The sequence below is a fragment of the Streptomyces sp. NPDC050548 genome (genome assembly GCF_044457385.1).
In the GTDB taxonomy this organism is placed as follows: Bacteria; Actinomycetota; Actinomycetes; order Streptomycetales; family Streptomycetaceae; genus Streptomyces.
Genome location: NZ_JBITGV010000014.1, coordinates 254,668 through 280,896, shown reverse-complemented (window position 1 = coordinate 280,896; position 26,229 = coordinate 254,668). Strand labels below are relative to the sequence as shown.

The window sequence follows — 26,229 nt, the reverse complement described above, 5'->3', positions numbered from 1 at the left end:
ACATCGACCAGGGGGAACCCACTGATGAGTACCGGTCCGGAGCACGGACCGCACCACGCCGTGGACGTCACGATGGACGACGTCTGGGCGGTCTACGACTTTCTGGTGCCGCGTCTCGAATCGCTCCAGCGTGCCCACGGCGGCGCGACGGAGGAGCACCGCACGGCAGCGGCTCTCGCCGAGGCCGTGTCCGGCCTCGTGCTGGTCATCGAGGCGGAGATCCGTGGCCCGATGACAGGGCGTGTCCGCACCTCCCCGGCCGGACCGCCCGCTCCCGCCCCGGTGCCGACCGAGAGCGAGCGGCTCGCCACGAAGAAACAGCGGCTCACCATGATCAGGGAGTACTGGAACCAGCTCTGCGGCATCGTCGAGTTCTGGCGCGAGAGCGACGGCTACGACCGGGCCCGGTGGCAGCGCGTGAGTTTCTTGGACGCGCAGGCCGAGGCCGAGTATCAGCGGCGCGTCGCCGAGGCCGGGCTCCGGAAGGCCACGTAACCGGCGCCACCTCTGTCATCGGCCGGGGACCAGCCCGAGCGCGTGGTCGTAGCGGCTGACCGTCGTGCTCTTCAGTCCGGGCCAGGTCTGGACGCGTTGCCAGAATGCGGTGGCGGAGCCGATGCCGTCACCGGGGGCCGCGAGGGCCTCGATGTGGGACTGGGCGCTGTCCCACTCGGCGTAGTTGAGGACGCGGGTGCCGTCGGTGGAGAGGTGGAAGTGGGCGGCGATACCGCCGGGGTGCGGCGCGGGCTCGTTCTCCAGCGCCTCCAACACGGCGTCCACCCAGGCCCGTTGGCGGTCGGGGTCGGGTCCCTCGAACTCGATGTCGACGATCACGACGCACCCCGGCACCCGGCCGCCGGGTTCGCCCCGGTGCGCCGGGCCGCGGCTGCGGTAGTGCCGGTAGCGGCCGGGGCCGAGCCGCTCGATGCCCGGTACGGCGGTGTCGATCTCGTCGACGCGCTCCTGGTGGCGGGTCCTGACGAAGGCCTCGTAGGCCTGCTCGCTCGCCCACTGCGAGTAGTGCAGCAGGGTGGAGGCGTCGTGCCCGGTGTAGAGGTGATAGCCGAGGAGGTCGTCGGCGGGCCACGGCCGGCGCTCCCAGGCGACGGCGACCGCCTCGACGGCCTGCCGTTGGCGCAGCGGGGTGCCGACGCGCCAGGTGCTGAAGAAGGGGGCGCCGACGCGGGCGTCGGAGAGGTCGGGGTGCGAGTCGGTACGACGGGTCATGCGGGCCTCCGCTGATCGGTTCGGGGTGGGTACACCGACCAGCCTTCAACCTCGACCGATGTTGAGGTCAAGGGCCGGGCTACTGCTGTGCCGTGCCCCCTTCCAGCCGCGCCAGCCGACTCTGGAACCAGTCGAGCCGGGCCTGCAACAGGGCTGCCTCCGCGACGAGTTCGGGCACGCCGAGTCCCTCGGGCGGCCCGGGCTGCCCGGGGTCGACGGCTGCCGCCGGTCCGAGGCCGACGGTCGCCGCCGATCCGCCGCCCGCCACCACCCGCAGTCCGTCCCCGGCCAGCCGCGCGAACGCCGCGAGTGAGACGGACGTACGACCACGCACGCACCCCGCGCAGGCGGCGGCGAGGGCTCGCCAACCCGGCCTGCCCCAGCCCGCGTCGGCGAGCGCGACGGCCCGGGCGCCGCAGGCGCAGGGGCCGACGGTGGCGGTGCGGACGCGCTGGCGGGCGTAGCGGAAGCCGCGTTCGAAGCGGATGTAGGCGCCGAGGACGGTGATGTCGAGGAGGACCGCCTCGCGGTGCTCGGCGGTGCACAACAGGGCCTCCGCCGCCGTCCGTTCGTGCACGCAGTGGAAGCCGCAGTCGCAGCGGCGCGCGGGTGCCCGGTGCCGTCGGCCGTAGACGCAGGACGCGTCGGCCACGACTCCGTACGGCAGCGCGCCGCCCAGTGACACACCGGTGAACCCGGCCCGGGTGCCGTCCTGGGACAGCACCGGGTGGGCGATCTTGAATCCGGTCGGCGGCTCCGTCGGGCGTTCCTCGGGGAGCCGCAGCCTCATCGGGCGGCCGGGACCTCTTCGGGCGCCTTCTCCTCCGTGAACTCCGCGATGCTCTCGGGGAGTTCGAGTTCCTCGTGCTGGATCTGCGGCCGTTCCTCGGCGACTCCGGTGGCCAGTGCCTTGCCGAGCTTCATGACGCCTCCCGTGACCAGGGGGTGGATGAACTTCCCACGCCTGTGACCTTCCTGGCCATGGTGACCCATGAAGGGGCCAATTGGACATAGGGCCTTGGGCTGGGTCTCGTCGGGGCTGCCCACTTCAATAATTCCGCAGCATCTCTTATCAATACCCTGTAGGAAATTTAAGTGGAGCTTCACTGTCGCTCTGCCGAGACTACTCCCATGACGAATGCCACGACCGCCCGCCCGTCCCCCGCCCCGCCCCCTTTCGGCCGTGCTCTCTGCGCGATGGTCACTCCCTTCACCGAGTCGGGTGCGCTCGACCTCGACGGGGCCCAACTCCTCGCCGTACGGCTGGTGTCGGAGGGGTGCGACGGGCTCGTGCTGTCCGGGACGACCGGTGAGTCGCCGACCACGACGGACGCGGAGAAGGCGGTGCTCGTCACGGCCGTCCGTGAGGCCGTCGGCGACGGCGTACCCCTCGTCTCGGGTGTGGGCACCTTCGACACCCGGCACACCGTGGAACTCGCCCTGCAGGCAGAAAAGGCGGGCGCGGACGGGGTGTTGGTGGTCTCGCCGTACTACAGCAGGCCCCCGCAGGACGCCCTGAAGGCCCACTTCCGCGAGGTCGCCGACACCTCGGGGCTTCCCCTCGTGCTCTACGACATCCCGGGCCGCACCGGTACCCGTATCGAACCGGAGACCATGATCCGGCTCGCCGAGCACCCCCGGATCGTGGCGGTCAAGGACTGCTCCTACGACTTCCTCGGCACCCAAAAGGTGCTGGACCGGACCGACTTGGCGTACTACGCGGGCTGCGACGAACACATTCTGGCGTTGTACGCGGTGGGCGCGGCGGGGTATGTGAGCACCGTCGCCAACGTCGTACCGGCCCGACTCCGGGCGATCCTGGACGCGTTCGAGGCGGGCGACACCCCCGTGTCCGCCCGCCTCCAGCAACGCGCCACGCCCCTCATCGAGTTGATGATGTCGGCGGGACTGCCCGGCACGGTCACCTCGAAGGCCCTCCTCAACGCCCTGGGCCTGCCCGGGGGTTCGGTCCGGGCTCCGCTCCGGCCCGCCGGCCGGGACGCGGTCGACGGGCTGGTCGCGGCGTACGAGGAGTTCATGGCCGGCTGACCGAGGTCTTCGAGATGTCCGTGGTGTCCGAGGTGCTCAGCGCTCCGCGAACACCGGCTCCCACCGTCCCGAACCGTTGTCGGGGTTGGTGCCGTTGTCCTTGCGGAAGCCGCTCAGTGGTACCTCCTTGTCGCTGCCGATGGTGACCAGCACCAGTCGCTGGTGGTACTCGCTCTCCTTCGCGCCCTTGCCGATGTCCCAGGCGACGAGTGTCCTGTCGTCGACCCAGGCGAGCAGTTGCTGCCCGCGCATCTCCGTCTTCGCTCCGGTGGCGGAGTCGACGACGTAGGACGAGGTGTGCCACTTCTTGCCCGCGAAGCCACCGGCGACGAGCCGACCGCTCGGTGAGTCCAGCGCTTCGACGGACCAGTCGAGGTACTTCTCGTTGTCCGGTACGGGCACCGAGGCGCCCGTGAGGTCCCAGAACTCCTTGCCGATCTCGCCCATGGGGTTCCCGGCCCAGACGTACCTGCCGTCGCGGCTGAGGGCGAAGTCCTGGCGGGAGTTGATGAAGTCGAGGCCCATAGGGTCGCTCTTGCCGCCCCCGAGCTTGACCTCGCTCCACGAGCCCTTGCCGGAGGCCACGTCGAAGACGTAGAAGCCGGTGCGGCTCGACGGCTGATTCCCCATGAAGGAGTCGGAGCCCTTGGGCTTGACCTGCAGATCGGGATTCTCACTGTAGGTCGTCGCGACGAGTTTCCGTCCGTCGTGCGAGAACTCCAGCCCCGCGACCCCGTGGTCGACGTCGATCCACCGCTTGACCTCGCGGGTGGCCAGGTCGAGCAGTCCGATCCGGGAGGCGGGCAGGCCCTTCTCCAGGACGGCGGCGGTCTTCAGGCCGGGGGCGACGGCGACCACGGACCACTGCGGGGCCTTCACGTATTTGTCGGTCTTCTGGTCGAGCAGCCAGTAGGTGCGCTCGTAGACGGCCTCCGTGGCCGATCGCTTGACGGTGTTCGGAATGTAGTAGGCGGCAAGTGCCGTGTTCCCGGCGGCGATCAGGTCGCGCGGCGGCGACTGGTCCGGGTGGGCGCTGACTCCCTGCTGCTCCACGATGCCCGACGGGCGGACGTCGTCCTTCCCGGAGTCCAGCAGCGGCACGGCCACCGCGACGGCGACCACGGCGGCCGTGGCGGCGGCGACACTCGCGAGCCTGCGGTTGCGGCGGCGTCTGCGGAGCGCCAGCACCCATTCGGCGAACCCCGTTCCCGCCGGGGGCTGTTCGGCTGCCTGCTCGCGCAGCGCGTCGCGGAGGAGATCCTCGACGTTCATGGACGCACCTCCACGGGTGAGTAGTCGCGGGACGGCTGACGCTCCACATCGGCGAGGCCCAGGGCGGCCAACTCCGGTGCGAGAACGCGCAGTCGGGCCAGCGAACGGTGGGTGGTGGACCGTACGGTGCCGACGGAGCAGCCGAGCAGGCGGGCCACGTCGGCCTCGGGGAGGTCCTCGAAATAGCGGAGCACGAGCACGGTGCGCTGGCGGGCGGTGAGCCTGGACAGCGCCGCACGCATCACCAGGCGCAGTTCGGCCGCCGACGCGGCGTCGGTGCTCGCACCGGCCTCGGGCGGTTCGGCGACGCTGACCTCGCGCCCGCGCCACTTCAGCCGCCAGCGGCTGACCTGCTGGCGGTAGAGGATCCGCCGTACGTAGGCCTCGGGTTCGTCGATCCGCTGCCATCGCCCGGCCGCCTTGACGAGGGCGTTCTGCAGCAGGTCCTCACCGGCGTGCCGGTCTCCCCCGCAGAGCAGCACGGCCGTCTTCAGCAGGGCCGACGATCTGCTGTCCACGAAGTCCCGGAAACTCTCCAGCCCTTCGGCATTCATCGTCACCTTCTCTTCCCCGGCGGTGCCCGTGCCCCGCCCCTGTATTCCTGGTGACGCTCACGGGGCCGCGTGGCTATGCCTGCCGGCCCGAGAATTTTCCACCCACCTCGCACCACCGCTCCCCTACGGTGGCCGCATGAGCCGCCGCCCCCTGCTGTTCCTCGACGTCGACGGCCCCCTCAACCCGTACGCCGCGCAGCCGGAGCGCCGCCCCGAGGGGTATACGACGATCAGGGCCGCCGTACGACCTGGCCGCCCGCTCCGGGTCTGGCTGAACCCCTCGCACGGCTCTGCGCTGCTCGGTCTCGGCTACGACCTGTGCTGGGCGACCACGTGGATGGCCGCCGCGAACCGCTGGATCGCCCCGGTCGTCGGCCTGCCCGAGCTGCCGTACGTCGACTTCGGCGACGCGCTGTTCGCCGAGCGGCCCGACGGTGTGCACTGGAAGACGGAGGCGATCGTGGCGTACGCCGAGGGTAGGCCCTTCGCCTGGGTGGACGACGAACAGAGCGCACTGGACGGCGACTTCGTGACCGCCCGTCATCCCGGCCCGGCGCTGCTGCACCATGTGAACCCCCGACTCGGGCTGCGCGAGGGGGACTTCGCGGCGCTGGCGGGGTTCGTGGCGACCATGCGGACATGAACCCCGATACGTGCCGAGCGCCCTCCCGGTGACCGGAAGGGCGCTCAACTCACGTCACCGCACCGCTAGTTGTGGCTGTGCAGGATTTCGTTCAGGCCGCCCCAGAGCGCGTTGTTCGGGCGGGCCTCGACCGTGCCGGTGACCGAGTTGCGGCGGAAGAGGATGTTGGAGGCGCCGGAGAGTTCGCGGGCCTTGACGATCTGGCCGTCGGGCATCGTGACGCGGGTGCCTGCGGTGAGGTAGAGGCCGGCCTCGACGACGCACTCGTCGCCGAGCGCGATGCCGACGCCCGCCTCGGCGCCGACGAGGCAGCGCTCGCCGATGGTGATGCGGACGTTGCCGCCGCCGGACAGCGTGCCCATCGTGGACGCGCCACCGCCGATGTCCGAGCCGTCGCCGACCACGACACCGGCGGAGATCCGGCCCTCGACCATCGACGTGCCGAGCGTGCCGGCGTTGAAGTTCACGAAGCCCTCGTGCATGACCGTCGTGCCCTCGGCGAGGTGCGCGCCCAGGCGGACCCGGTCGGCGTCGGCGATGCGGACGCCCTTGGGCGCCACGTAGTCCGTCATGCGCGGGAACTTGTCGATCGACGTCACCTGGAGGTGCAGGCCCTCGGCGCGGGCGTTCAGCCGGACCTTCTCGACCTCGTCCACGGCGACCGGGCCGAGCGAGGTCCAGGCGACGTTGGCGAGGAAGCCGAACATGCCGTCCAGGCTCTGGCCGTGCGGCTTGACCAGGCGGTGCGAGAGGAGGTGCAGGCGCAGGTAGACGTCGTGCGCGTCGAGCGGCTTGTCGTCGAGGGAGGCGATGACCGTGCGGACCGCGATCACCTCGACGCCCCGGCGGGCGTCGGGACCGACCGCCTTCGCCGCACCCTCGCCGAGCAGCTCCACGGCGCGCTCGGCGGACAGCCGCTCGGTGCCGGCGGGGCCGGGTTCGGCGGACAGTTCGGGCGCGGGGAACCAGGTGTCGAGGACGGTTCCGTCGGCGGTGACGGTGGCGAGGCCGGCGGCAACGGCGCCGGTGGTGCGAGGTGCGGTCGTGTCGGTCATGAGGGAAACCTAACCTGGAGGGGGCGGCGGGGACCAACTCGTCCACGGGGCGTCTCAGGGAACGACACACACGGCCCCGCGGTACGGCTCGTGCCACGGTCAACGGGGGCGGCTGACGGGGCGTACGCGGGGTGCGGGGCGGCCCGGGGTGCGGGGCGGCCCGGGGTGCGGGGCGGCCCGGGGTGCGGGGCGGCCCGGGGTGCGGGGCGGCCCGGGGTGCGGGTAAAGCGAGTTACGGGGGGAGGGTGGGGCGCGGGTCGCGGTAGCCGCGACAACAGGTCACGGGCCACGCCCAGGTCTCAGACCGACAGCCGCGGGTCGCCATGCGGCGGTCACTGGTCGCCGGTCACCGGTCGCCACGCCCAGGTCTCAGACCGACGGCCACAGGTCACCGCGCGGCGGTCACCAGTCACACCGACCAAGTCGCAGGCCGATGGCCGCAGGCCGCCTCGCGGCAGCCACCAGCCGCCACGCCCACAACTCAGACCGACAGCCGCACGTCACCGCCCGGCAGCCACCAGCCACCGGTCGCCATGTGCCCACCTCACACCCCCGTCAGGGAATCACCCGCCCCAACACCTCCCGCGCATACGCCTCGTCGTACGTCGCGTCCGTCAGCAGTACCTGTAGGCAGATCCCGTCCATCAGCGCGACCAGGGCCCGCGCGGTGACCGGGTCCGTGCGTCGGGACAGGCGGTCGGCGAGGTCGCGGGTCCACTCGTCGGCGACCGGGCGCAGCGCGGGGCGGCGGAGGGCGGCGAGATACAGCTCGTACTCCAGCTCCACGCCCGTGCGGTCGCCCGCGAGCCACTCCCCCATCCAGCCGGCCAGCTCCGCGGCCAGGTCGGTGCGCGGGTCCTCCAGACCGCCGCGCGCCGCGATCACCTTGGCGAAGCCCTCGTTGGCCTGGCGCAGTGCGGCGACCATCAGTTCGTCGAGGGTCGTGAAGTGGTACGTCGTCGAGCCGAGCGGCACATCGGCCTCGGCGGCGACCGTGCGGTGGCTGAGTCCCGCGATGCCCTTCTGTCCGACGACCCGGATCGCCGCGTCGATGATCCGCTGGCGCCGCTCGGGGTCGTAGCGCCGGGCCATCAGTGCGCGCCGCCCAGGTTGAGGACGACGACGCCGACGATGATCAGCGCGATTCCGGCGGCTTTCGCGAAGGTCATCCCCTCGCCCAGGAACACCGTCCCGATGCCCACGATGGCGGCGGTGCCGAGGCCCGCCCAGATCGCATAGGCCGTACCGACCGACATGGACTTCAGGGTCTGTGCGAGCAGTGCGAAGGAGAGCACGTATCCGACGACCGTGAGGACCGAGGGCCACAGCCGGCTGAAGCCGTGGCTGAACTTCATGGCGGTGGTGCCGCCCACCTCCGCGGCGATCGCCGTGAGGAGCATCAGGAATCCCATGTGTACGAGTGTACATAACGGCGGGCGGAACGGTCCGCCCATAACAGCGGCATCTCTTCATCGGGGCGCGGGCCTCGCCCAAGTAGCCGCTTTCCGCGCGGAGTTGATAGAAGTGCACGAGGAATGAGAGGTGACGTCCCATACGTCGCTCGCCGACCTCGGAACTCGTAGAAACCGCTCACTGAAAGGGCTGCTCACAGCCCTCTCGCTCCACTACTGTTTCACCGTTCACTCACCTGGTTTTCACGGCCACGGTCGTCGCCATGGGCTCCGCTGGAGGAACAGCGCATGCCAGACAACACATCCCAGCACCCTCCCCCGCACCACACCCCTTGGGAGAACGGCTGGACCCCCGACAGCTCCCGGGCCCCCGGAACCCGCCGGCTCTGGCTGGCCGGGGCGCTCGCCCTCACCACGATCGCCGTGTGCGCCACGGCGATCGTCATCACGGACAGACAGCCTGACAACACGCCACGCACCAAGGCGGCGACGGACCCGTCGTCGATCGGATCGGACGGTCCAGGCCTGCTCTCGTTCGCCTCGCCGTCGAAGAAGGACACGCCCACGCCCGACGCGCACACACCGGCCGCCACGAAGTCACCCTCCGCGTCGGCCACCGCCGCGGAGCAGAGTTCCACGCCCTCCGCGAAGGCGCCCGCGCCTTCCAAGTCGGCGTCGTCCCACGGCGGTTCGTCCTCGTCGGGCTCGGGAAGATCGTCCGGGTCGGGCGGCTCGGGCGGCTCGTCGAGTTCCTCGACCGCCTGGAAGTCGGTGCGCTCGGTCAACTACCCGGACCGCTACTGGCAGGTGAGCGGCGACTACGTCAAGCTCAACCCGGCCGGCTCCGCCACGGCCCGCCGCGCCTCGACCTTCAAGGTGGTCAAGGGCCTTGCCAAGAGCTCCTGTTACTCGTTCGCGACGGCCGACGGCAGCTACCTCCGCCACCGCAACTTCATCCTCCGCGCGGAACGCAACGACGGCTCGTCCCTCTTCAAGCAGGACGCCACCTTCTGTCCCCGGACGTCGTCCTACTCGGGCGCGGTGATGCTGGAGTCGGTCAACTACCCGGGCCGCTATCTGCGTCACCAGAACTTCCAGCTCAAGCTGGACCAGTACCAGAACAGCGGCCTGTTCCGGGCGGACTCGGCGTTCCGGCTGGTGGCCGGGCTCGACTAGGGCCCCTGGACGGTCACTTCACGAAAGGCGATCAGCGAGGCCTTGGGCCGTAGTACGCAGAACTCGTTGCCCTCCGGGTCGGCGAGGACCACCCAGCCCACGGTCTCGCTCTGCCCGATGTCGACCCGCCGCGCACCGAGGGCCAGGATCCGCTCGACCTCGGCCGCCTGGTCGTCGGGGGCGAGGTCGAAGTGCAGTCGGTTCTTGGTCGTCTTCGGGTCGCTCACCGGCATGAAACAGATGCCCGTCTCCGCGAACTCCCCCGGGCCGATGACGACTTCGCGTTCCTTCTCGGAGAGAATCCGCCAGTCGAGAACTCCGCACCAGAAACGGGCGAGTGCCGGTAGATCGTGCGCGTCGACGACTATGTGATGCAAAGAAACGGCCATACCCCAAAGGTATGGCCGTTTCCCGTGCGTCCGAACGCTCAGACGTTGAACCCGAGCGCCCGAAGCTGGTCGCGCCCGTCGTCCGTGATCTTGTCGGGGCCCCACGGCGGCATCCAGACCCAGTTGATCCGGAGCTCGTTGACGAGGCCGTCCGTGGCGGACTTGGCCTGGTCCTCGATGACGTCCGTCAGCGGACAGGCCGCCGAGGTCAGCGTCATGTCGATCGTCGCGATGTTCGCGTCGTCGATGTGCACGCCGTAGATGAGGCCGAGGTTGACGACGTCGATGCCCAGTTCGGGGTCGACGACATCGAGCAGGGCCTCGCGGACCTCCTCCTCGGAGGCGGGCTTGATCTCCATGGTCTCGGTGTCGCTCATGCCGTCTTCCTTTCCGCGTCGGCGTCGGCTCCGCCCAGGGCCTGGGCCGTCGCGTCCTTCCATGCCATCCAGCTGAGGAGGGCGCACTTCACCCGTGCCGGGTACTTGGAGACACCGGCGAACGCGATCGCGTCCTCCAGCACCTCTTCCATCGCGTCGTCGGGCTCGGTGCGGCCCTTGGACTGCATCAGCTCCAGGAAGGTCTCCTGGATCTTCTGCGCCTCGGCCAGCTCCTTGCCGACGAGCAGGTCGTTCAGTACGGAGGCCGAGGCCTGGCTGATGGAGCAGCCCTGGCCCTCGTAGGAGATGTCGGTGATCTGCTCGCCGTCGTACTTCACGCGCAGCGTGATCTCGTCGCCGCACGTCGGGTTGACGTGGTGCACCTCGGCGTCGCCATCCCGCAAGCCCCGCCCGTGCGGGTGCTTGTAGTGGTCCAGGATGACTTCCTGGTACATCGAATCCAGCTTCACGTTCAGCCAGCTCCTCAGCCGAAGAAGTTCCGTACGTGCTCCAGACCGTCGACCAGTGCGTCGATCTCGGCCGGCGTGGAGTACAGATAGAACGACGCTCGCGTGGTCGCAGGAATTCCGTAGCGCAGGCAGACGGGCCGTGCGCAGTGGTGGCCGACGCGGACCGCGATGCCCTCCTCGTCGAGGACCTGGCCCACGTCGTGCGGGTGGATGTCGCCGAGCGTGAAGGAGATCGCCGCGCCCCGGTCCTCGGCCGTGGTGGGGCCGATGATCTTCAGGTCGGGGACGTCCAGCAGGCGCTTCACCGCGTACTCGGTCAGCGCGTGCTCATGGGCGAGGATCTTGTCCATGCCGATCGCCGACAGATAGTCGATCGCCGCGCCGAGCCCGACCGCCTGCGCGATCGGCGGGGTGCCCGCCTCGAACTTGTGCGGGGCGGGGGCGTACGTCGACGAGTGCATCGACACGGTCTCGATCATCTCGCCGCCACCCAGGAACGGAGGCAGGTCTTCGAGCAGCTCCTGGCGGCCCCAGAGGACGCCGATGCCCGTCGGGCCGCACATCTTGTGGCCGGTGAAGGCCACGAAGTCGGCCTGGAGGGCCTGGACGTCCAGCGGCATGTGCGGGGCGGCCTGCGAGGCGTCGATCAGGACCAGGGCCCCGACCTCCTGCGCGCGGCGCACGATCTTCTCGACCGGGTTGACCGTACCGAGGATGTTGGAGACCAGGACGAAGGAGACGATCTTCGTCTTCTCCGTGATGATCTCGTCTATGTTCGACAGGTCCAGGCGGCCGTCGTCCGTGAGGCCGAACCACTTCAGCTTCGCGCCCGTGCGCTGCGAGAGCAGCTGCCACGGCACGATGTTGGAGTGGTGCTCCATCTCCGTGATGACGATCTCGGTCTCGTGGTCCACGCGGTAGGGCTCGTCGGCCCAGCCCAGCATGTTGGCAACGAGGTTGAGCGACTCGGAGGCGTTCTTGGTGAAGATCACCTCGTCGCGGGAGGGCGCGTTGATGAACGCGGCGACCTTGTCCCGCGCGCCCTCGTACAGCGCCGTGGCCTCCTCGGCGAGCACATGCACACCGCGGTGGACGTTGGCGTTGTAGCGCTCGTAGTACTCGTTCAGGGCGTCGAGCACCTGGCGCGGCTTCTGCGAGGTCGCCGCGTTGTCCAGGTACACGAGCTTCTTACCGTCGTGGACCGTGCGGTCCAGGATGGGGAAGTCCTTGCGGAGCGCCTCGGTGTCGAGGAGGCCCGGCAACTGTGTCACGCGGATACGCCACCCTTCGCGGTGTAGGCCTCGTAGCCCTCGTTCTCCAGCTTGTCGGCGAGCTCGGCGCCGCCGGACTCGACGATCCGGCCGCCGGAGAAGACGTGCACGAAGTCGGGCTTGATGTAGCGCAGGATGCGCGTGTAGTGCGTGATCAGCAGGGTGCCGACCTCACCGGTCTCGCGGACGCGGTTGACGCCCTCGGAGACGACGCGCAGGGCGTCGACGTCCAGGCCGGAGTCCGTCTCGTCGAGGATCGCGATCTTCGGCTTGAGCAGCTCCAGCTGAAGGATCTCGTGGCGCTTCTTCTCGCCGCCGGAGAAGCCCTCGTTGACGTTGCGCTCGGCGAAGGCCGGGTCCATGGAGAGGCGCTCCATGGTCTCCTTGACCTCCTTCACCCACGTACGCAGCTTCGGCGCCTCACCGCGGATGGCGGTGGCGGACGTACGGAGGAAGTTGGAGACGGAGACACCGGGGACCTCGACCGGGTACTGCATCGCGAGGAACAGGCCGGCGCGGGCGCGCTCGTCGACGGACATCTCCAGGACGTCCTCGCCGTCGAGGGTGACGGTGCCGCCGGTGATCGTGTACTTCGGGTGGCCCGCGAGCGAGTAGGCGAGGGTCGACTTGCCGGAGCCGTTCGGGCCCATGATGGCGTGGGTCTCGCCCTGCTTCACGGTGAGGTCGACGCCCTTGAGGATCTCCTTCGTGGCGTTGTCGGCCTCGACGGTGACGTGCAGGTCGTGGATTTCAAGCGTTGCCATGGGTTCCTCAGGACTCCTGGGTGAGGGAGACGAGCACGTCGTCCCCTTCGATCTTTACGGGGTATACGGGTACGGGGCGCGTGGCGGGGAGGCCGGACGGCTTGCCGGTGCGCAGGTCGAACGCGGAGCCGTGCAGCCAGCACTCGATCTGGCAGTCCTCGACCTCGCCCTCGGAGAGCGAGACGTTCGCGTGCGAGCAGATGTCGTTGATCGCGAACACCTCTCCCGCGGTACGGACGACCGAGACCGGCGTGCCGGAGAGTTCCACCCGCTTCGGGGTGTCCTCCTCCAGCTCGCTCAGCCCACAGGCGCGTACGAACGACATCAGACCGACGCCTCCAGCTCCGCGTCGATCTTCTCCAGCAGCCGCTCCTGGATGTCGGCGACACCGATCTGCTGGACCAGTTCGGCGAAGAAGCCGCGGACCACCAGGCGTCGGGCGTCGTCGGCGGGGATGCCGCGGGCCATCAGGTAGAAGAGCTGCTCGTCGTCGAAGCGGCCGGTCGCGGAGGCGTGTCCGGCGCCGACGATCTCGCCGGTCTCGATCTCCAGGTTCGGCACGGAGTCGACGCGGGCGCCGTCGGTCAGCACGAGGTTGCGGTTCATCTCGTACGTGTCGGTGCCCTCGGCCTTGGCCTCGATGAGGACGTCACCGATCCAGACGGCGTGCGCGCCCTCGCCCTGGAGCGCGCCCTTGTAGATGGCGTTGGACTTGCAGTGCGGGACGTTGTGGTCGACCAGGAGGCGGTGCTCCTGGTGCTGGCCGGCGTCCGTGAAGTACAGGCCGAACAGCTCGGCCTCGCCGCCGGGTCCGGCGTAGGCCACGCGCGGGTGCAGTCGTACGACATCGCCGCCGAAGGTGACGACGAACGACTTGAACGTGGCGTCCCGGCCGATCAGGGCGTTGTGCTGGCCGACGTGCACGGCCTTGTCGTCCCAGTCCTGGACGGAGACGACGGTCAGCTTGGCGCCGTCGCCGACGATGTAGTCGACGTTGGCGGCGAGGACCGCGTCACCGGTGTGGTCGATGACGACGACGGCCTCGGCGAAGGCTCCCAGCTCGACGACCTGGTGGCCGTAGGCGACCCCGCCCTCGCCGTGCACGGCGATGCGGATCGGCTCGGTGAGGACCGTCTCCTTGGGGACGGTGACGACCGAGGCCTTCTCGAAGGACGAGTAGGCCTGGGCGGCCACGCGGTCCACCGGGGTGCCGGCCTTGCCGAGCCGCGCGTCGTCACGGTCGACGGTCTCCACGGTGACCCCCTCGGGGGCCCCGATGGCGACCTTCACGCCGTCGCCGGTGGCGACCGCGGTGCCGTCGTGCAGCCCGCGCAGGCGCTCCAGCGGGGTGAACCGCCACTCCTCCTCGCGGCCGTGGGGGACCGGGAAGTCCGCCACGTCGAAGGAGGGGGGCGCGCTCATGCGCGTGGCGACGGTCGACTCGGCGGCCACCGCGATCGATCCGGCGGTGGTGGAGGACCCCACCGTGGAGTTCTGAGCCTCAGCCATGGCTGTCGTAGTGCTCGCTTTCTGAAGTCAAGAAATGTGCTGACCGGCGGTCGGGATCAGCCGACCGCGCCTTCCATCTGGAGCTCGATCAGCCGGTTGAGCTCAAGGGCGTACTCCATCGGCAGCTCCTTCGCGATCGGCTCGACGAAGCCGCGCACGATCATCGCCATCGCCTCGAACTCGGTCAGACCGCGGCTCATCAGGTAGAAGAGCTGGTCCTCGGAGACCTTGGAGACGGTCGCCTCGTGGCCCATGGAGACGTCGTCCTCGCGGACGTCGACGTACGGGTACGTGTCGGAGCGGGAGATCGTGTCGACGAGCAGCGCGTCGCACAGCACGTTCGACTTGGAGCCGTGGGCGCCCTCGCCGATCTCGACGAGACCGCGGTAGGACGTACGACCGCCACCGCGCGCCACGGACTTCGACACGATGTTGGACGACGTGTTCGGCGCCATGTGGACCATCTTGGAGCCGGCGTCCTGGTGCTGGCCCTCGCCCGCGAAGGCGATGGAGAGGGTCTCGCCCTTGGCGTGCTCGCCCATCAGGTAGACGGCCGGGTACTTCATCGTCACCTTGGAGCCGATGTTGCCGTCGATCCACTCCATGGTCGCGCCCTCGTAGGCGACGGCGCGCTTGGTGACCAGGTTGTAGACGTTGTTCGACCAGTTCTGGATGGTCGTGTAACGGCAGCGGGCGTTCTTCTTGACGATGATCTCGACGACCGCGGAGTGCAGCGAGTCCGACTTGTAGATCGGCGCCGTACAGCCCTCGACGTAGTGCACATAGGCACCCTCGTCGACGATGATCAGGGTCCGCTCGAACTGGCCCATGTTCTCCGTGTTGATGCGGAAGTAGGCCTGGAGCGGGATCTCGACGTGCACGCCCTTCGGCACGTAGATGAAGGAACCGCCGGACCACACGGCCGTGTTGAGCGACGCGAACTTGTTGTCGCCGACCGGGATGACGGTGCCGAAGTACTCCTTGAAGAGCTCCGGGTGCTCCTTCAGCGCGGTGTCGGTGTCCAGGAAGATGACGCCCTGCTCCTCCAGGTCCTCACGGATCTGGTGGTAGACGACCTCGGACTCGTACTGGGCCGCGACACCGGCGACGAGGCGCTGCTTCTCCGCCTCGGGGATGCCGAGCTTGTCGTACGTGTTCTTGATGTCCTCGGGCAGGTCCTCCCAGGACTCCGCCTGCTTCTCCGTGGAGCGCACGAAGTACTTGATGTTGTCGAAGTCGATGCCGGAGAGGTCGGAGCCCCAGTTCGGCATGGGCTTCTTCTCGAACAGGCGCAGGCCCTTGAGGCGGAGCTTGGTCATCCACTCCGGCTCGCTCTTCTTGCCGGAGATGTCCCGGACGACGTCCTCGTTGATGCCGCGCTTGGCGGAGGCACCGGCCACGTCGGAGTCGGCCCAGCCGTATTCGTACGTACCCAGACCCTCAAGCTCGGGGTGGGCGGTCTCCTCGATGGGGAGCGTCATGCGGGGTTCCTCCCGGCGGTACTTGCAGATGTGTCAGACAGATCAGAAACGGTCTTGGAAATCTTTGGGATGAACGTGGTGCACACACCGTCGCCGTGGGCGATGGTCGCCAGTCGCTGGACATGGGTGCCGAGCAGCTGGGAGAAGAGTTCTGTCTCCGCCTCGCACAGTTGCGGGAACTGCTCGGCGACATGGGCGACCGGGCAGTGGTGCTGGCAGAGCTGCTCACCGACCGGTGCGCTACGCGCCGTAGCAGCGTACCCGTCCGCGCTCAGGGCCTTGGCCAGCGCTTCCGCGCGGTTCTCGGGCGCGGCGGCCTCGACGGCCTCGCGGTACGTGACGGCCTGGGCGGCCATGCGGTCGCGGGCGAAGGCGACGACCGCCTCGTCCCCGCCGCTGTGCGCGGCGATCCAGCGCAGCGCGTCCGCGGCGAGCTTGTCGTAGGACTGGTCGAAGGCGTCGCGCCCGCAGTCGGTGAGGGCGAACACCTTGGCGGGGCGGCCGCGCGTGCGCGCTCCGTAGACCCGCTGCTCACGTGCTTCCACGACGTCGTCGGCGACGAGTGCGTCGAGATGACGGCGTACGGCGGCCTGGGTCAGCCCCAGCCGGCCTGCGAGGTCGGTCACGGTCGACGGGCCGTGGTCCAGGATGGAGCGCGCGACACGGTTGCGGGTGGACCGCTCACCGGTCGCGAGTTCCTCCTGCGGAGCCTCGCCAACGTTTTTCACAACGCCATTGTTGCGTAATTCCTCAGAGGCAGGCAACCCGCGCCCCGGCCACCCGGCGGTGCGGTACGTCACTTAGGTATACCTAATCTGACCTGCGGAAACGATCTTTGATCGATCAATCGGGTGGCGCCGCCGACCCCCTTCCGGGAGACTCCCCACCTATGGCCACACCCCCTCCCACCGGCCCACTTGTCACCCGGGACACACTCGCCGCCGACCTGCGCGCGGCGGGCGTGCGCCCCGGCGAGATCCTCCTCGCGCACACCTCCCTCAGCTCCCTCGGATGGGTCTGCGGAGGCGCCGTGTCGGTCGTCCAGGGAATCCTCGACGTACTCGGCCCGACCGGCACCCTGGTCGTCCCCACCCAGACCGGTGACCTCTCGGACCCGGCCCACTGGGGAAACCCGCCGGTCCCCCGGGAATGGTGGGACACCATCCGCGCGTCCATGCCGTCCTACGACCCCCTCGTCACGCCCTCGCGCGGCGTGGGCGTCGTCCCGGAGACCGTGCGCACCTGGCCCGGCGCCCTGCGCTCCGCGCACCCGCAGACCTCCTTCGCGGCCATCGGCCCGTACGCCGCCGAGATCCTCGAAGGCCACGCCCTCGACTGCCGGCTCGGCGAGCGCAGCCCGCTGGCCCGCCTGGAGGGCCTGCACGCGCGCGTGCTGCTGCTCGGCGCGGGCTACGACAGCTGCACCAGCTTCCATCTCGCCGAGTACCGCGTCCCGTCCCCGCTGGTCGCGCTCGGCCGCCCCGGCCCGGACGGCTGGGAGACGGTGACCGAGGTGTCGATCTCCTCCGACCGCTTCGACGAACTGGGCCACGACTTCGAACGGGACCGTCCCGTCGTACGGGGAAAGGCGGGCGCGGCCGACGTGCGGCTGTTCCCGGTGGGCGACGCCGTGGCCTACGCCGAGCGGTGGCTGCCCCTGCACCGCCCCCGTGAGGAGGAGATCCTGCACCCGCCGCTCTGAGGCGAGGCCGGCCTACCTAGACTCGGCCCATGCGAAGCGAGCCCGTGCTCCAGGTCCAGGCCCTGGTGAAGCGGTACGGCACGAAGACCGCGGTGAACGGCCTCGACCTGGTGGCCGAATCAGGTGTCACCGCGGTGCTGGGTCCCAACGGGGCGGGCAAGACGACCACGGTCGAGACCTGCGAGGGGTACCGGAAGCCGGACTCCGGCACGGTGCGCGTCCTGGGCCTCGACCCGGTCCGCGAGTCCGCCGCACTGCGCCCCAGAATCGGCGTGATGCTCCAGTCCGGCGGGGTCTACTCGGGCGCCCGCGCCGACGAGATGCTCCGCCACATCGCCAAGCTGCACGCGCACCCTCTGGACGTGGACGCCCTCATCGAGCGCCTGGGCCTCGGCAGTTGCGGCCGTACGACGTACCGCCGGCTCTCCGGCGGCCAGCAGCAGCGCCTCGCGCTGGCGATGGCCGTCGTGGGCCGCCCCGAACTGGTCTTCCTGGACGAGCCGACCGCCGGCCTCGACCCGCAGGCCCGCCGCGCCACCTGGGACCTCGTACGCGACCTCCGCGCGGACGGCGTCTCCGTCATCCTCACGACCCATCACATGGACGAGGCCGAGCAGCTCGCCGACGATGTCGCGATCATCGACGCCGGCAAGGTCATCGCGCACGGCTCCCCCGAGGAGCTGTGCCGCGGCGGCGCCGAGAACACCCTCCGCTTCACCGGCCGCCCCGGCCTCGACGTCGGCTCCCTGCTGAAGGCCCTCCCGGCCGACTCCACGGCCGCCGAACTGACCCCGGGCTCCTACCGCGTCGGCGGCAAGGTCGACCCGCAGCTGCTCGCCACGGTCACCTCGTGGTGCGCGCAGCACGGGGTGATGCCGGAGAAGATCTCGGTCGAACGGCACACCCTGGAGGACGTTTTCCTGGAGCTCACGGGCAAGGAGCTGCGCTCATGACGACAACGATTCCCGGGACGTACACCCCGCGGCCCGGGGCGGCGCCCCTCCCCCGCATGATCGCGGCACAGGCGATCCTCGAAACGAAGATGCTCCTACGGAACGGCGAACAGCTCCTCCTCACGGTGGTCATCCCCACCCTCCTGCTGGTGCTCTTCAGCTCGGTGGACATCGTCGACACCGGCAAGGGCAAGTCCGTCGACTTCCTCACCCCCGGCATCCTCGCCCTGGCCGTGATGTCGACGGCCTTCACGGGCCAGGCCATCGCGACGGGCTTCGAACGCCGCTACGGCGTCCTGAAGCGCCTCGCGTCCTCGCCGCTCCCCCGCTGGGGCCTGATGACCGCGAAGACGGCGTCGGTCCTGGTCACAGAGGTCCTCCAGATCATCCTGCTGACGGCGATCGCCTTCGCACTGGGCTGGTCCCCGCACGGCAACCCCTTCGCGGTGCTCCTCCTCCTGGTCCTCGGCACGGCGGCCTTCTCGGGCCTCGGCCTCCTGATGGCGGGCACCCTGAAGGCGGAGGCCACGCTGGCCGCCGCGAACCTGGTGTTCCTGCTGCTGCTGGTCGGCGGCGGAGTGATCGTGCCGATGGACAAGTACCCGTCGGGGGTGCAGGACGTGCTGGGCCTGCTGCCCATCTCGGCCCTCTCGGACGGGCTGCGGGACGTGTTGCAGCACGGGGCCGGGATGCCGTGGGGCGACCTGGGGATCCTGGGCGTGTGGGCGGTCGTGGGGTTGGGGGCGGCGGGGGCGTTCTTCCGCTGGGAGTGAGCCGCTCGGCTCACCTGACCCACATCTGGGAGACGAGCGGGCCGAAGCCCGGCGTGGTCTGGTAGTTGCCGAGGCGGGCGGAGGTGAAGGCCACCTGCCGGACGTTCGCGACCGGGAGCTGGACCGCCTCGTCCACGACCGTCCGGTCGACCCGCGCCCACAGCCGGCGCGCCTCGCCGGGGTCCCTGCCCTGGGCCGCCAGTGCGGAGGCGATGAGCCGGTCCAGCGCCGGTGAACAGTACTCGGGGAAGTTGACGCTGTTGCTCCCGTCACCGGGACGGAAGCCGTCACAGGTGACGTTGGGCGTGAAGTAGGTCGCGGAGGACGGGTAGTCGGGAAACCACCCGTTGACCATCAGCTGCGCCCCTGTGTCGGAGTCCGCCACGGTCGTCCAGTACGTGTCCTCCGGGACGACATGCAGGGTCGCGCGGTAGCCCAGCTCGTCCAGAAGGTCCACGAAGTAGTCGGCGACGCGACGGGACCACTCCACGGTCCAGGTCCACACGCCCACCTCCGCCCCCGCGGTGCCCGAGGCCTCGATCAGCTTCCTGGCCCGGGCGAGATCGGGCCCGGACCAGCTGCCGTCGGAGCTGGGGGACCGCGTGTACGGGCAGTAGGGCCGGTAGCCGGGAAATCCGGGCGGCAGGGACTGGCAGCTGCCGGACGCCAGTTCGGGCCCTCCCATCAGGGTCACCAGTCTCTTCCGGTCGACCGCGTAGGAGAGCGCCTGCCGGACCCGCTTGTCGTCGAACGGGGGCATCCGGGTGTTGAAGACCTCGTAGACCATGAAGAACGACGGATCCATGTGGAGCCGCGAGGGGTACCGCAGGGCGAGCCGGCGCAGGTCGAGGCGTCCGGGGTGGGTGTTGAGGTGGACGGCGAGGTCCGCCCGGCCCGCAATCACCTCCGCGACCTGTTCCCCGGCGGTCGCGACCGACGTCCAGCGAATGACGTCGGGATAGCCGGCCGGCTGGGCCGCGTAGGACCACTGCCGGAAGTGCGGATTCCGTACGAGGGTGAGGCGCTCGCCCTTCCGGTACTCGCCGATCCGGTACGGGCCGGTCGCGGGGATGCGGTGGTCACCGAGCTTCCGCGTGGGGGTGCCCGGCGGGGTCGGCACCACGAGCAGGGTGAGCTTGCCCAGGAAGTCCGGGTCCGGCGCGGTGAGCCGGAAGGTGACGGTGGACGTCGTGTCGTCGGTCGTGATCCCCCGTGAGAGGTCGCAGTGCCCGGGGTGGTCCAGACACGCGGCCCCACCGACGATCCCCGTGAAGAACATCGGGTTTCCCCCGCCGGCGGTGAGCGCCCGCTGCACCCCGCGGCGGAAGTCCGCCGGCCTGACGATCCGGCCGTCGGAGTAACGGATCCCCCGTCTCAGCGTGAAGGTGTAGGTGCGCCCGCCGTCGGTCGGCCGCGGGAGTTCCGTCGCCAGGTCCGGGACGAGGGTGAGGTCCGATCCGCCGGGCACCTGGCGCAGGCCGACGAGATGGTCGTAGACGACGCTGATGGCCAGGCCCGCCTCCGACTCGTAGACGGTCGCCGGGTCGGTGCCGTACTCGGCGGCGCCGCCCCAGCCCAGCACGGTCAGGGTGCCGCCGCGATGATCCGGTGACGCGAAGGCCCGGGCCGCCGCCCACACCGTCGTCCCGGCCAGCGCGAGACCGCGCGGCGAAGCACCGGTGCGGATCGTGCGCACCGGCCGCGCGGTACGGGGGTCGAGGCGGACCACGGTGGCGTCGTACTCGTTGCTCACCCACACGCCGTCCGGTCCCGCCACGACGGTGCGGGGGCCGTCGCCCACCTGATGGGAGGTGACGACGCCGGTTCGAACGTCGATGCGGGAGACGGTCAGCGAGAGCCCGTTGGCGACCCAGACCGCGTCCTCGCCGACCGCCACGCTCTGCGGTCCCGCGCCCACCGGAATCGGTCCGCGCGCCAGGCTGTTGGCGACCCAGACCGTGTCCTTCCCCACGGCGATACCGGCGGGGGCACTCCCCACCTCGACGGCCTCGCCGACGCGTCCCGACTCGGGATCGAGACGCCGGACCTGCCCCGGCAGCACCCGGCTCATCGGTCTCGGGGCGGGGATCTCCGGAGTCAACAACAGGGTCGGCCTGAACAGCGTCACCATCACCCTCGGGCTCTCGGCCTCGGCCCGCGCGAGTGAGGCTGTCGCCACAGATCAACGCTGGTCCGTGACGTCCCACGCCGTGTGCGCCAAGGGCCTCGCCCTATCGTTCCGGGAAAGCGGTTGGAAGAGGGTCGGGGACCCGGCACAGTCGGGAACGGCCGTCGCCAACTGCCCGCGTGGCAGCAAGTCGTTCGGTGTCGGTGTCCGCCTCTCCGCGACCAGCGCCGTCCTCAACCGGCTCGTCCCGGTGGAGCTGCGCCCGACGGCCACCGGATCACGGGTGACCGTCTCCGAGCTGGCTCCGGGCACACCTGGCACGTGGTACTTCAAGGCCCAGGTCCTCTGCGCCCGCTGAGTCTCCGGCACGGCGGTCCGGAGGAAACGAGCGGGGTGCCGGAAACGGCGCCCCGCTTCCTCATCGCCCACCCTCGTGAATACGTGCACAAGCACCCCCCTACGATGGTCCCCGTGCCAAACGTGACCCGTGCCGACGTCGTAGCCGCCGCGCGCAACCCCCTCGCCTTCATCGCCGCACGCTGGACCCCGGATCCCCGGACGGTTCAGCGGGCGGCTCTCGCCGCGCTCGTCATGTCGGTGGTCATCGTGGTCACCGGCGGTGCCGTGCGGCTGACGGGGTCGGGGCTCGGCTGCCCGACCTGGCCCAAGTGCACGGACGACTCGCTGACCACGACCAGCGCGATGGGCTTCCACGGAGCCATCGAGTTCGGCAACCGCATGCTGACGTACGTGCTGTGTGCCGCCGTGGGCTGGGCGATCATCGCCGCGCGCTCGGAGAAGCCGTACCGCCGCTCCCTCACCCGGCTGGGCTGGGCGCAGTTCTGGATCGTGATGAGCAACGCGATCCTCGGCGGGATCGTGGTGCTGGTCGGCCTCAACCCGTACACGGTCGCCGCCCACTTCCTGCTCTCCTCGGCGCTGATCGCGGTCGCCACGCTGATGTGGCAGCGCAGCCGGGAGGGCGACGCGGAGTCCAAGCCGCTGGTCGGCAAGGCCGTGCAGCAGCTGGTGTGGTTCCTGGTCACCGCCTCCGTGCTGCTGATCGCGGTCGGCACGGTGGTGACCGGCGCGGGTCCGCACGCGGGCGACTCCAAGGAGGTCGACCGGATCCCGATCGACTGGGAGACGGTCGCCAAACTGCACGCGGTGCTCGCCTGGATCGTGGTCACGCTGACGTTCGCCCTGTGGTTCGTCCTGAAGGCGGTCGACGCCCCGAAGGGCCCGCTGGACCGCACCCGCGAGCTGTTCCTGATCCTGCTCTCCCAGGGCGTCATCGGTTACGTCCAGTACTTCACGAACCTCCCCGAGGCCCTGGTCGCCGTCCACATGCTCGGCTCCTGCCTGGTGTGGATCGGGGTGCTGCGGGTGCTGCTGTCGCTGCGCGAGCGGCCGGAGATCGTGGCGGACCTGCCGGGACCGTCGGTGGAGCAGTCGCTGCCCACGCGCGCGTGAATCATCCGTAGCGGGTGACCAACTCGTCGATCGCCGGGCCGAGATAGGCCCGGATCAGCTCGGCGCGGCGGTCGGACCAGTCTCCTTCGGGGGTGGCGGCGGACGGCACCGTATCGTCGTAACGCCGCCGTACGACGTCCTCGACGACCTCCACCGGGGCGCCCAGAGCGGGCAGCAGGTCGAGTGCCTCGCGCTTGGTGATCAGGCGGCCGTCGCGCAGTGTCACGGTCGCGCGGGCGAAGGTGGTCAGGCCCACGTCGACCCAGATGTCCTGGAGCCAGAGCTGTGGCTTGTCCACGGCCGGTCGCCAGTAGTCCCGCTGATCGCGTACGACGAACTCGGCCAGTTCCTTGTCGGTCACCGCCGGCAGCAGTTCCTTCGGTGATCCGCCCTGCAACACCCGCCCGAATTCGTGCAGTTCACGCCGGGTGACGGGGGTGACCGGTCTGCGGGTGACGTGGTCGTGCGCCCAGGTGAGGTGGCGCTGGTTCGGGGCGTCCTGGGTGCCCGGGGCGAGGTAGCTGCAGTGCAGGCGGACGGCGAGGGGGTCGGTGCGCAGGCCGCGGTGCAGGGCGACGAGTTGTCGGGCGGTGCTCGGCTTGAGGGGATGGTCCAGGATGGCTATCAGGTCCAGGTCGCTGCGGCCCTCCTGGTAGTCGCCCCCGGCGAGCGACCCGTGGGCCCACACGGCGACGGGCTTCAGGGGGGCCAGTTCGGTCAGGAAGCGGTCGAGCAACGCGTCGGTCGGCATTGGCCCAGTCTGTACAGCTCACTCCAGCCCGTACACCCGTTTGGCGTTGCCGACCGCGATCAGTCCCGCGACCCGCTGCGCGTCGGCGAGCGACCAGGCGCCCTCGGCGACCCAGTTGCCGAGCACCCGCCCGAGCGCCTCGCGGAACAACCGGGCGCCCACGACATGCAGTTCGGGCAGCCCGTGGGCCCCGCTGGAGAACAGGATCTTGCCGAAGGGGGCCAGCTCCAGGATCTCGGCGAGCACGGTCGCGGCGCGGGCGCCGGTGCGGACGAGGGCGGCGCCGGAGTCGGCGTAGACGTGCGGGAAGACGCCCGCGAGATGGGCCGCGTGCCGGTGGTACGGGTAGCTGTGCAGCAGCACGAGGTCGGTGCCGAGCCCGGCCGTCGCGCGCACGAAGTCGGTGAGCAGGACGGGGTCGGTGCGGTCGATGCGCAGGCCCGGTTCGCCCAGTCCCGCGTGGAGTTGGAGGGGCAGCCCGGACGCCACGGCGATCCACAGCAGGTGTCGTAGGAGCACGGGATCGCTCAGCGCCCCGCCGACCCTGCGGCCGGCCAGCCAGCGGCCCGCCGCGCCCCGGACCTCGCCCGGGCCGGGGGGCTCCGGCGCGAGCGCGAGGCCGTGCCGTACGCCCGCCACGGAGGTGAAGGCCACCGCGCCGGTGGCGGCGCCGTGCACCGACTCGGCGAGGTTGGCAAGGAAGGACTCGACGGTGCCGGAGGTGTCGGCGACCTGTTCGGCGAGGAGTTCGAGGCGGACGATCTCCCGGGCGTCCGCCTGGCCGGCGGTCGCCATCTCGGCGGGTCCGGTGAGATCGCCGGGCAGGCCCGTGTCGATCAGGTACGTCGTGATGCCACTGCCGCGCAGCAGCCTGCGGCCCGCTTCCAGTACGCCGAGTTCACGGCGCCGGGCGAGATAGCGGGCGGGCGGGCAGTGCGGTTCCAGGCCGAGCAGGGGTGGGCACCAGCGCCGTACGGCGAATCCGGTCTGGGTGTCGAAGAGGGTGGTGCCGGGGGCGGGTGGGCCCTCGGTGCGGGCGAGTTGGGCCTCGAAGGTGCCGAGGCCCAGCTCCGTTCTCAGTACGCCGTGGCAGTACTGGTCCACGAGGGACGGCGTTTCGATCATCCGGGCTCCCCGTGCAGTTGACCGCGTCGCTTGTACGGGGCCTAACGGGTGAACCGGGGTTCAGGTGTTGGTGCGCACACCCCGTGTGAGGGGGCGCCAGGGGGAGGGAGGTGCGGGTTCATCAGCGATCGACGGTTCGTTGTGGCTGGTCGCGCAGTTCCCCGCGCCCCTACGGGGGCGCTATCCGCCGAGTTGGATGCCTGCCATCCGCTTCCATTCGTACCGCCCCGTCGTCACCTTCGCCGCGAACTCGCCGTCGAAGTCCTCGTGGACGGTGATCCCGGACTTCTCCACGGCCTGCTGGGCGATCTCGTAGGTCGTGGCGACCAGATCGCCCCAGCCGCCGTCCTCGCCGACCAGGACGATGCGGGCGCCGCGCTCCCCGATGTACGCGACCTGGCCCTCGGCCCCGCCGTGCGCCTTGGAGAAGGTGCCGATCTGCTTGGCGAGGCGGGCCACCTGGCGCTCGGCCTTCGCGTCAACCTGCTGCGTGTCTGCCATGGCCAGGATGCTACCGACGGGTAGGGCGGACGGCGACGGGCGGGGGGAGTGACTCCCGCCTCAGGCCCTGGCCCAGTCCCTATCGCAGGAAGGGGTCCACCGCGATCGCCACGAACAGGATCGACACGTAGGTGATCGACCAGTGGAAGAGGCGCATCTCCTTGAGCTTGCCCCCCGTCACCTCGGCCTTGGCGCGGTTCTGCAGGCCGTGTGCCTCCCAGAGCCAGAAGCCGCCGGCCAGCAGCGCGACCAGGGTGTAGAACCAGCCGGTGTAGCCGAGGGGCGTGAGGAGGAGGGAGACCGCGACCATGACCCAGCTGTAGATCACGATCTGCCGGGCGACAACCTTGTTGGAGGCGACGACCGGGAGCATCGGCACGCCCACGCGCGCGTAGTCGTCGCGAACCTTCATGGAGAGCGGCCAGTAGTGCGGCGGCGTCCAGAAGAACATGACGAGGAAGAGAATGATCGGGGCCCAGGACATGGAGTCCTTGACCGCCGACCAGCCGATGAGGACGGGCAGGCAGCCGGCGATTCCGCCCCACACGATGTTCTGTGAGGTACGTCGTTTGAGGATCATCGTGTAGACGACGACGTAGAAGAGGAGCGCTCCGAGCGCGAGCCACGCGGACAGCCAGTTGACGGTCAGGCCGAAGAGGAGCGTCGAGACGACGGCGAGGGTGATGCCGAAGGCGAGGCACTCGCGGGGGCTGACCATCCCGGTGACGAGGGGGCGCTGCGAGGTGCGGTCCATGAGCGCGTCGATGTCGCGGTCGATGTACATGTTGAGCGCGTTCGCGCCACCGGCGGAGAGATAGCCGCCGAGGCAGGTGAGGAGGACCAGCTTGAGGTCGGGCACACCCTGCTGGGCCAGGAACATCACCGGAACGGTGGTGATCAGCAACAGCTCGATGATCCGCGGCTTCGTGAGCGCCACGAACGCCATGACCCGGGCCCCGATCGGCCGCCGGCTCGGGCTCTGACTCGCCCCGACAATCCCCGCTGGACGGGATTCAACGGCCGTCACGCACACCCCTGACAGAGACATCCCAGCAAGCCTCCGGGTGTGAACTCCCCGTAACGGCTCGCGCGTACCACGCCACTGTAGACGTTGCCCAGACCCGGACATTCGCGGGGGTGGGGTCGTGTTGGGCACCGCCTCCGGAAGAGCTGA

Annotated in this window: 31 protein-coding genes; 9 read left to right on the top strand and 22 right to left on the bottom strand. The window is 70.0% G+C overall.

Features of this window, described 5'->3' with window-relative positions; translation table 11 throughout:
• Window positions 1-24 precede the first annotated feature (24 nt).
• A complete protein-coding gene (locus ACIBJH_RS33770; RefSeq protein ID WP_399120700.1) occupies window positions 25-495 on the top strand; it encodes a hypothetical protein in 471 nt (156 codons plus the stop codon).
• A gap of 15 nt (window positions 496-510) precedes the next feature.
• Here the strand turns inward: ACIBJH_RS33770 and ACIBJH_RS33765 are convergent, their stop codons facing one another.
• The 3 genes from ACIBJH_RS33765 to ACIBJH_RS33755 form a co-directional block, all read right to left on the bottom strand.
• The gene (locus ACIBJH_RS33765) at window positions 511-1,227 is read right to left on the bottom strand and encodes an antibiotic biosynthesis monooxygenase (RefSeq protein WP_399120699.1); all 717 of its coding nucleotides are present in this window, start codon (window positions 1,225-1,227) and stop codon (window positions 511-513) included.
• A 79-nt stretch (window positions 1,228-1,306) separates the two neighbouring features.
• Window positions 1,307-2,017, bottom strand: coding sequence for a hypothetical protein (locus tag ACIBJH_RS33760; RefSeq protein WP_399120698.1), 711 nt, complete (start codon window positions 2,015-2,017; stop codon window positions 1,307-1,309).
• The gene (locus ACIBJH_RS33755; protein ID WP_399120697.1) at window positions 2,014-2,151 is read right to left on the bottom strand and encodes a hypothetical protein; all 138 of its coding nucleotides are present in this window, start codon (window positions 2,149-2,151) and stop codon (window positions 2,014-2,016) included. The genes ACIBJH_RS33760 and ACIBJH_RS33755 overlap by 4 nt, the downstream gene beginning before the upstream one ends.
• A gap of 207 nt (window positions 2,152-2,358) precedes the next feature.
• Here ACIBJH_RS33755 and dapA point away from each other — a divergent pair, with 207 nt between their 5' ends.
• Window positions 2,359-3,276 carry a 4-hydroxy-tetrahydrodipicolinate synthase gene (gene dapA / locus ACIBJH_RS33750; protein WP_399120696.1) on the top strand — a complete coding sequence of 306 codons (918 nt, stop codon included), beginning with the start codon at window positions 2,359-2,361 and terminating at the stop codon, window positions 3,274-3,276.
• Window positions 3,277-3,312: 36 nt separating this feature from the next.
• Here dapA and ACIBJH_RS33745 read toward each other — a convergent pair whose 3' ends face one another.
• Together ACIBJH_RS33745 and ACIBJH_RS33740 are read right to left on the bottom strand one after the other, a co-directional pair.
• Window positions 3,313-4,548 carry a WD40 repeat domain-containing protein gene (locus tag ACIBJH_RS33745; RefSeq protein WP_399120695.1) on the bottom strand — a complete coding sequence of 412 codons (1,236 nt, stop codon included), beginning with the start codon at window positions 4,546-4,548 and terminating at the stop codon, window positions 3,313-3,315.
• Window positions 4,545-5,102, bottom strand: a complete 558-nt coding sequence (locus tag ACIBJH_RS33740; RefSeq protein ID WP_399120694.1) for a SigE family RNA polymerase sigma factor — start codon at window positions 5,100-5,102, stop codon at window positions 4,545-4,547. Before ACIBJH_RS33740 ends, ACIBJH_RS33745 begins: the two co-directional genes overlap by 4 nt.
• A gap of 136 nt (window positions 5,103-5,238) precedes the next feature.
• Here ACIBJH_RS33740 and ACIBJH_RS33735 point away from each other — a divergent pair, with 136 nt between their 5' ends.
• Entirely contained in the window at window positions 5,239-5,745 is a 507-nt protein-coding gene (locus tag ACIBJH_RS33735; protein ID WP_399120693.1) for a hypothetical protein, read from the top strand.
• A gap of 65 nt (window positions 5,746-5,810) precedes the next feature.
• On the opposite strand, the gene dapD is transcribed toward ACIBJH_RS33735, so the two are convergent.
• From dapD to ACIBJH_RS33720, 3 genes are all read right to left on the bottom strand, one after another.
• Window positions 5,811-6,800, bottom strand: coding sequence for a 2,3,4,5-tetrahydropyridine-2,6-dicarboxylate N-succinyltransferase (gene dapD, locus ACIBJH_RS33730; protein WP_399120692.1), 990 nt, complete (start codon window positions 6,798-6,800; stop codon window positions 5,811-5,813).
• 555 nt (window positions 6,801-7,355) lie between these two features.
• Window positions 7,356-7,892, bottom strand: a complete 537-nt coding sequence (locus ACIBJH_RS33725) for a TetR/AcrR family transcriptional regulator (RefSeq protein ID WP_399120691.1) — start codon at window positions 7,890-7,892, stop codon at window positions 7,356-7,358.
• Window positions 7,892-8,212, bottom strand: coding sequence for a DMT family transporter (locus ACIBJH_RS33720; RefSeq protein WP_399120690.1), 321 nt, complete (start codon window positions 8,210-8,212; stop codon window positions 7,892-7,894). Before ACIBJH_RS33720 ends, ACIBJH_RS33725 begins: the two co-directional genes overlap by 1 nt.
• 288 nt (window positions 8,213-8,500) lie before the next feature.
• On the opposite strand from ACIBJH_RS33720, the gene ACIBJH_RS33715 reads away from it, so the two are divergent.
• Window positions 8,501-9,388: an AbfB domain-containing protein gene (locus tag ACIBJH_RS33715; protein ID WP_399120689.1), complete on the top strand. Its 888-nt coding sequence runs from the start codon at window positions 8,501-8,503 to the stop codon at window positions 9,386-9,388.
• Here the strand turns inward: ACIBJH_RS33715 and ACIBJH_RS33710 are convergent.
• Genes ACIBJH_RS33710 through ACIBJH_RS33670 form a run of 9 tightly spaced genes read right to left on the bottom strand, consistent with a single transcriptional unit; the run spans window position 9,385 to window position 16,377 of the window.
• A complete protein-coding gene (locus ACIBJH_RS33710) occupies window positions 9,385-9,777 on the bottom strand; it encodes a VOC family protein (RefSeq protein WP_399120688.1) in 393 nt (130 codons plus the stop codon). The two genes, ACIBJH_RS33715 and ACIBJH_RS33710, sit on opposite strands and share 4 nt — an antisense overlap.
• Window positions 9,778-9,815: 38 nt before the next feature.
• The gene (locus ACIBJH_RS33705; RefSeq protein WP_019060535.1) at window positions 9,816-10,154 is read right to left on the bottom strand and encodes a metal-sulfur cluster assembly factor; all 339 of its coding nucleotides are present in this window, start codon (window positions 10,152-10,154) and stop codon (window positions 9,816-9,818) included.
• Entirely contained in the window at window positions 10,151-10,624 is a 474-nt protein-coding gene (sufU, locus tag ACIBJH_RS33700; RefSeq protein WP_399120687.1) for a Fe-S cluster assembly sulfur transfer protein SufU, read from the bottom strand. The genes ACIBJH_RS33705 and sufU overlap by 4 nt, the downstream gene beginning before the upstream one ends.
• Before the next feature lie 14 nt (window positions 10,625-10,638).
• Window positions 10,639-11,895, bottom strand: coding sequence for a cysteine desulfurase (locus ACIBJH_RS33695; protein ID WP_200716324.1), 1,257 nt, complete (start codon window positions 11,893-11,895; stop codon window positions 10,639-10,641).
• On the bottom strand, window positions 11,892-12,659 hold the full coding sequence (gene sufC / locus ACIBJH_RS33690) for a Fe-S cluster assembly ATPase SufC (RefSeq protein ID WP_043680968.1): 768 nt from the start codon (window positions 12,657-12,659) through the stop codon (window positions 11,892-11,894). Before sufC ends, ACIBJH_RS33695 begins: the two co-directional genes overlap by 4 nt.
• 7 nt (window positions 12,660-12,666) lie before the next feature.
• Window positions 12,667-12,984 carry a non-heme iron oxygenase ferredoxin subunit gene (locus ACIBJH_RS33685; RefSeq protein WP_399120685.1) on the bottom strand — a complete coding sequence of 106 codons (318 nt, stop codon included), beginning with the start codon at window positions 12,982-12,984 and terminating at the stop codon, window positions 12,667-12,669.
• Window positions 12,984-14,168 carry a Fe-S cluster assembly protein SufD gene (gene sufD, locus ACIBJH_RS33680; protein ID WP_399120684.1) on the bottom strand — a complete coding sequence of 395 codons (1,185 nt, stop codon included), beginning with the start codon at window positions 14,166-14,168 and terminating at the stop codon, window positions 12,984-12,986. Before sufD ends, ACIBJH_RS33685 begins: the two co-directional genes overlap by 1 nt.
• 56 nt (window positions 14,169-14,224) lie before the next feature.
• A complete protein-coding gene (sufB, locus tag ACIBJH_RS33675; protein WP_019067546.1) occupies window positions 14,225-15,649 on the bottom strand; it encodes a Fe-S cluster assembly protein SufB in 1,425 nt (474 codons plus the stop codon).
• Complete coding sequence (locus ACIBJH_RS33670) at window positions 15,646-16,377, bottom strand: helix-turn-helix transcriptional regulator (RefSeq protein WP_399120683.1); 732 nt, start codon at window positions 16,375-16,377, stop codon at window positions 15,646-15,648. The genes sufB and ACIBJH_RS33670 overlap by 4 nt, the downstream gene beginning before the upstream one ends.
• 161 nt (window positions 16,378-16,538) lie before the next feature.
• Here ACIBJH_RS33670 and ACIBJH_RS33665 point away from each other — a divergent pair, with 161 nt between their 5' ends.
• Genes ACIBJH_RS33665 through ACIBJH_RS33655 form a run of 3 tightly spaced genes read left to right on the top strand, consistent with a single transcriptional unit; the run spans window position 16,539 to window position 19,077 of the window.
• Window positions 16,539-17,351 carry an aminoglycoside N(3)-acetyltransferase gene (locus ACIBJH_RS33665; RefSeq protein ID WP_399120682.1) on the top strand — a complete coding sequence of 271 codons (813 nt, stop codon included), beginning with the start codon at window positions 16,539-16,541 and terminating at the stop codon, window positions 17,349-17,351.
• Window positions 17,352-17,380: 29 nt separating this feature from the next.
• On the top strand, window positions 17,381-18,304 hold the full coding sequence (locus ACIBJH_RS33660; protein ID WP_200717709.1) for an ABC transporter ATP-binding protein: 924 nt from the start codon (window positions 17,381-17,383) through the stop codon (window positions 18,302-18,304).
• A complete protein-coding gene (locus ACIBJH_RS33655; RefSeq protein WP_399120681.1) occupies window positions 18,301-19,077 on the top strand; it encodes an ABC transporter permease in 777 nt (258 codons plus the stop codon). Before ACIBJH_RS33660 ends, ACIBJH_RS33655 begins: the two co-directional genes overlap by 4 nt.
• A gap of 10 nt (window positions 19,078-19,087) precedes the next feature.
• On the opposite strand, the gene ACIBJH_RS33650 is transcribed toward ACIBJH_RS33655, so the two are convergent.
• Window positions 19,088-21,256, bottom strand: coding sequence for an ABC transporter substrate-binding protein (locus tag ACIBJH_RS33650; RefSeq protein ID WP_399120680.1), 2,169 nt, complete (start codon window positions 21,254-21,256; stop codon window positions 19,088-19,090).
• 16 nt (window positions 21,257-21,272) lie between these two features.
• Here ACIBJH_RS33650 and ACIBJH_RS33645 point away from each other — a divergent pair, with 16 nt between their 5' ends.
• Window positions 21,273-21,563 carry a hypothetical protein gene (locus ACIBJH_RS33645; protein WP_399120679.1) on the top strand — a complete coding sequence of 97 codons (291 nt, stop codon included), beginning with the start codon at window positions 21,273-21,275 and terminating at the stop codon, window positions 21,561-21,563.
• A 104-nt stretch (window positions 21,564-21,667) separates the two neighbouring features.
• The gene (locus tag ACIBJH_RS33640) at window positions 21,668-22,678 is read left to right on the top strand and encodes a heme A synthase (protein ID WP_399120678.1); all 1,011 of its coding nucleotides are present in this window, start codon (window positions 21,668-21,670) and stop codon (window positions 22,676-22,678) included.
• A gap of 1 nt (window position 22,679) precedes the next feature.
• Here ACIBJH_RS33640 and ACIBJH_RS33635 read toward each other — a convergent pair whose 3' ends face one another.
• The 4 genes from ACIBJH_RS33635 to ACIBJH_RS33620 form a co-directional block, all read right to left on the bottom strand.
• Window positions 22,680-23,429, bottom strand: a complete 750-nt coding sequence (locus ACIBJH_RS33635) for a nucleotidyltransferase domain-containing protein (RefSeq protein WP_399120677.1) — start codon at window positions 23,427-23,429, stop codon at window positions 22,680-22,682.
• Between the two features lie 18 nt (window positions 23,430-23,447).
• Entirely contained in the window at window positions 23,448-24,554 is a 1,107-nt protein-coding gene (locus ACIBJH_RS33630) for an amidohydrolase family protein (RefSeq protein WP_399120676.1), read from the bottom strand.
• A 180-nt stretch (window positions 24,555-24,734) separates the two neighbouring features.
• The gene (locus tag ACIBJH_RS33625; protein WP_399120675.1) at window positions 24,735-25,055 is read right to left on the bottom strand and encodes a hypothetical protein; all 321 of its coding nucleotides are present in this window, start codon (window positions 25,053-25,055) and stop codon (window positions 24,735-24,737) included.
• A gap of 79 nt (window positions 25,056-25,134) precedes the next feature.
• Window positions 25,135-26,088: a heme o synthase gene (locus ACIBJH_RS33620; RefSeq protein ID WP_200712143.1), complete on the bottom strand. Its 954-nt coding sequence runs from the start codon at window positions 26,086-26,088 to the stop codon at window positions 25,135-25,137.
• Between the last annotated feature and the right edge of the window lie 141 nt (window positions 26,089-26,229).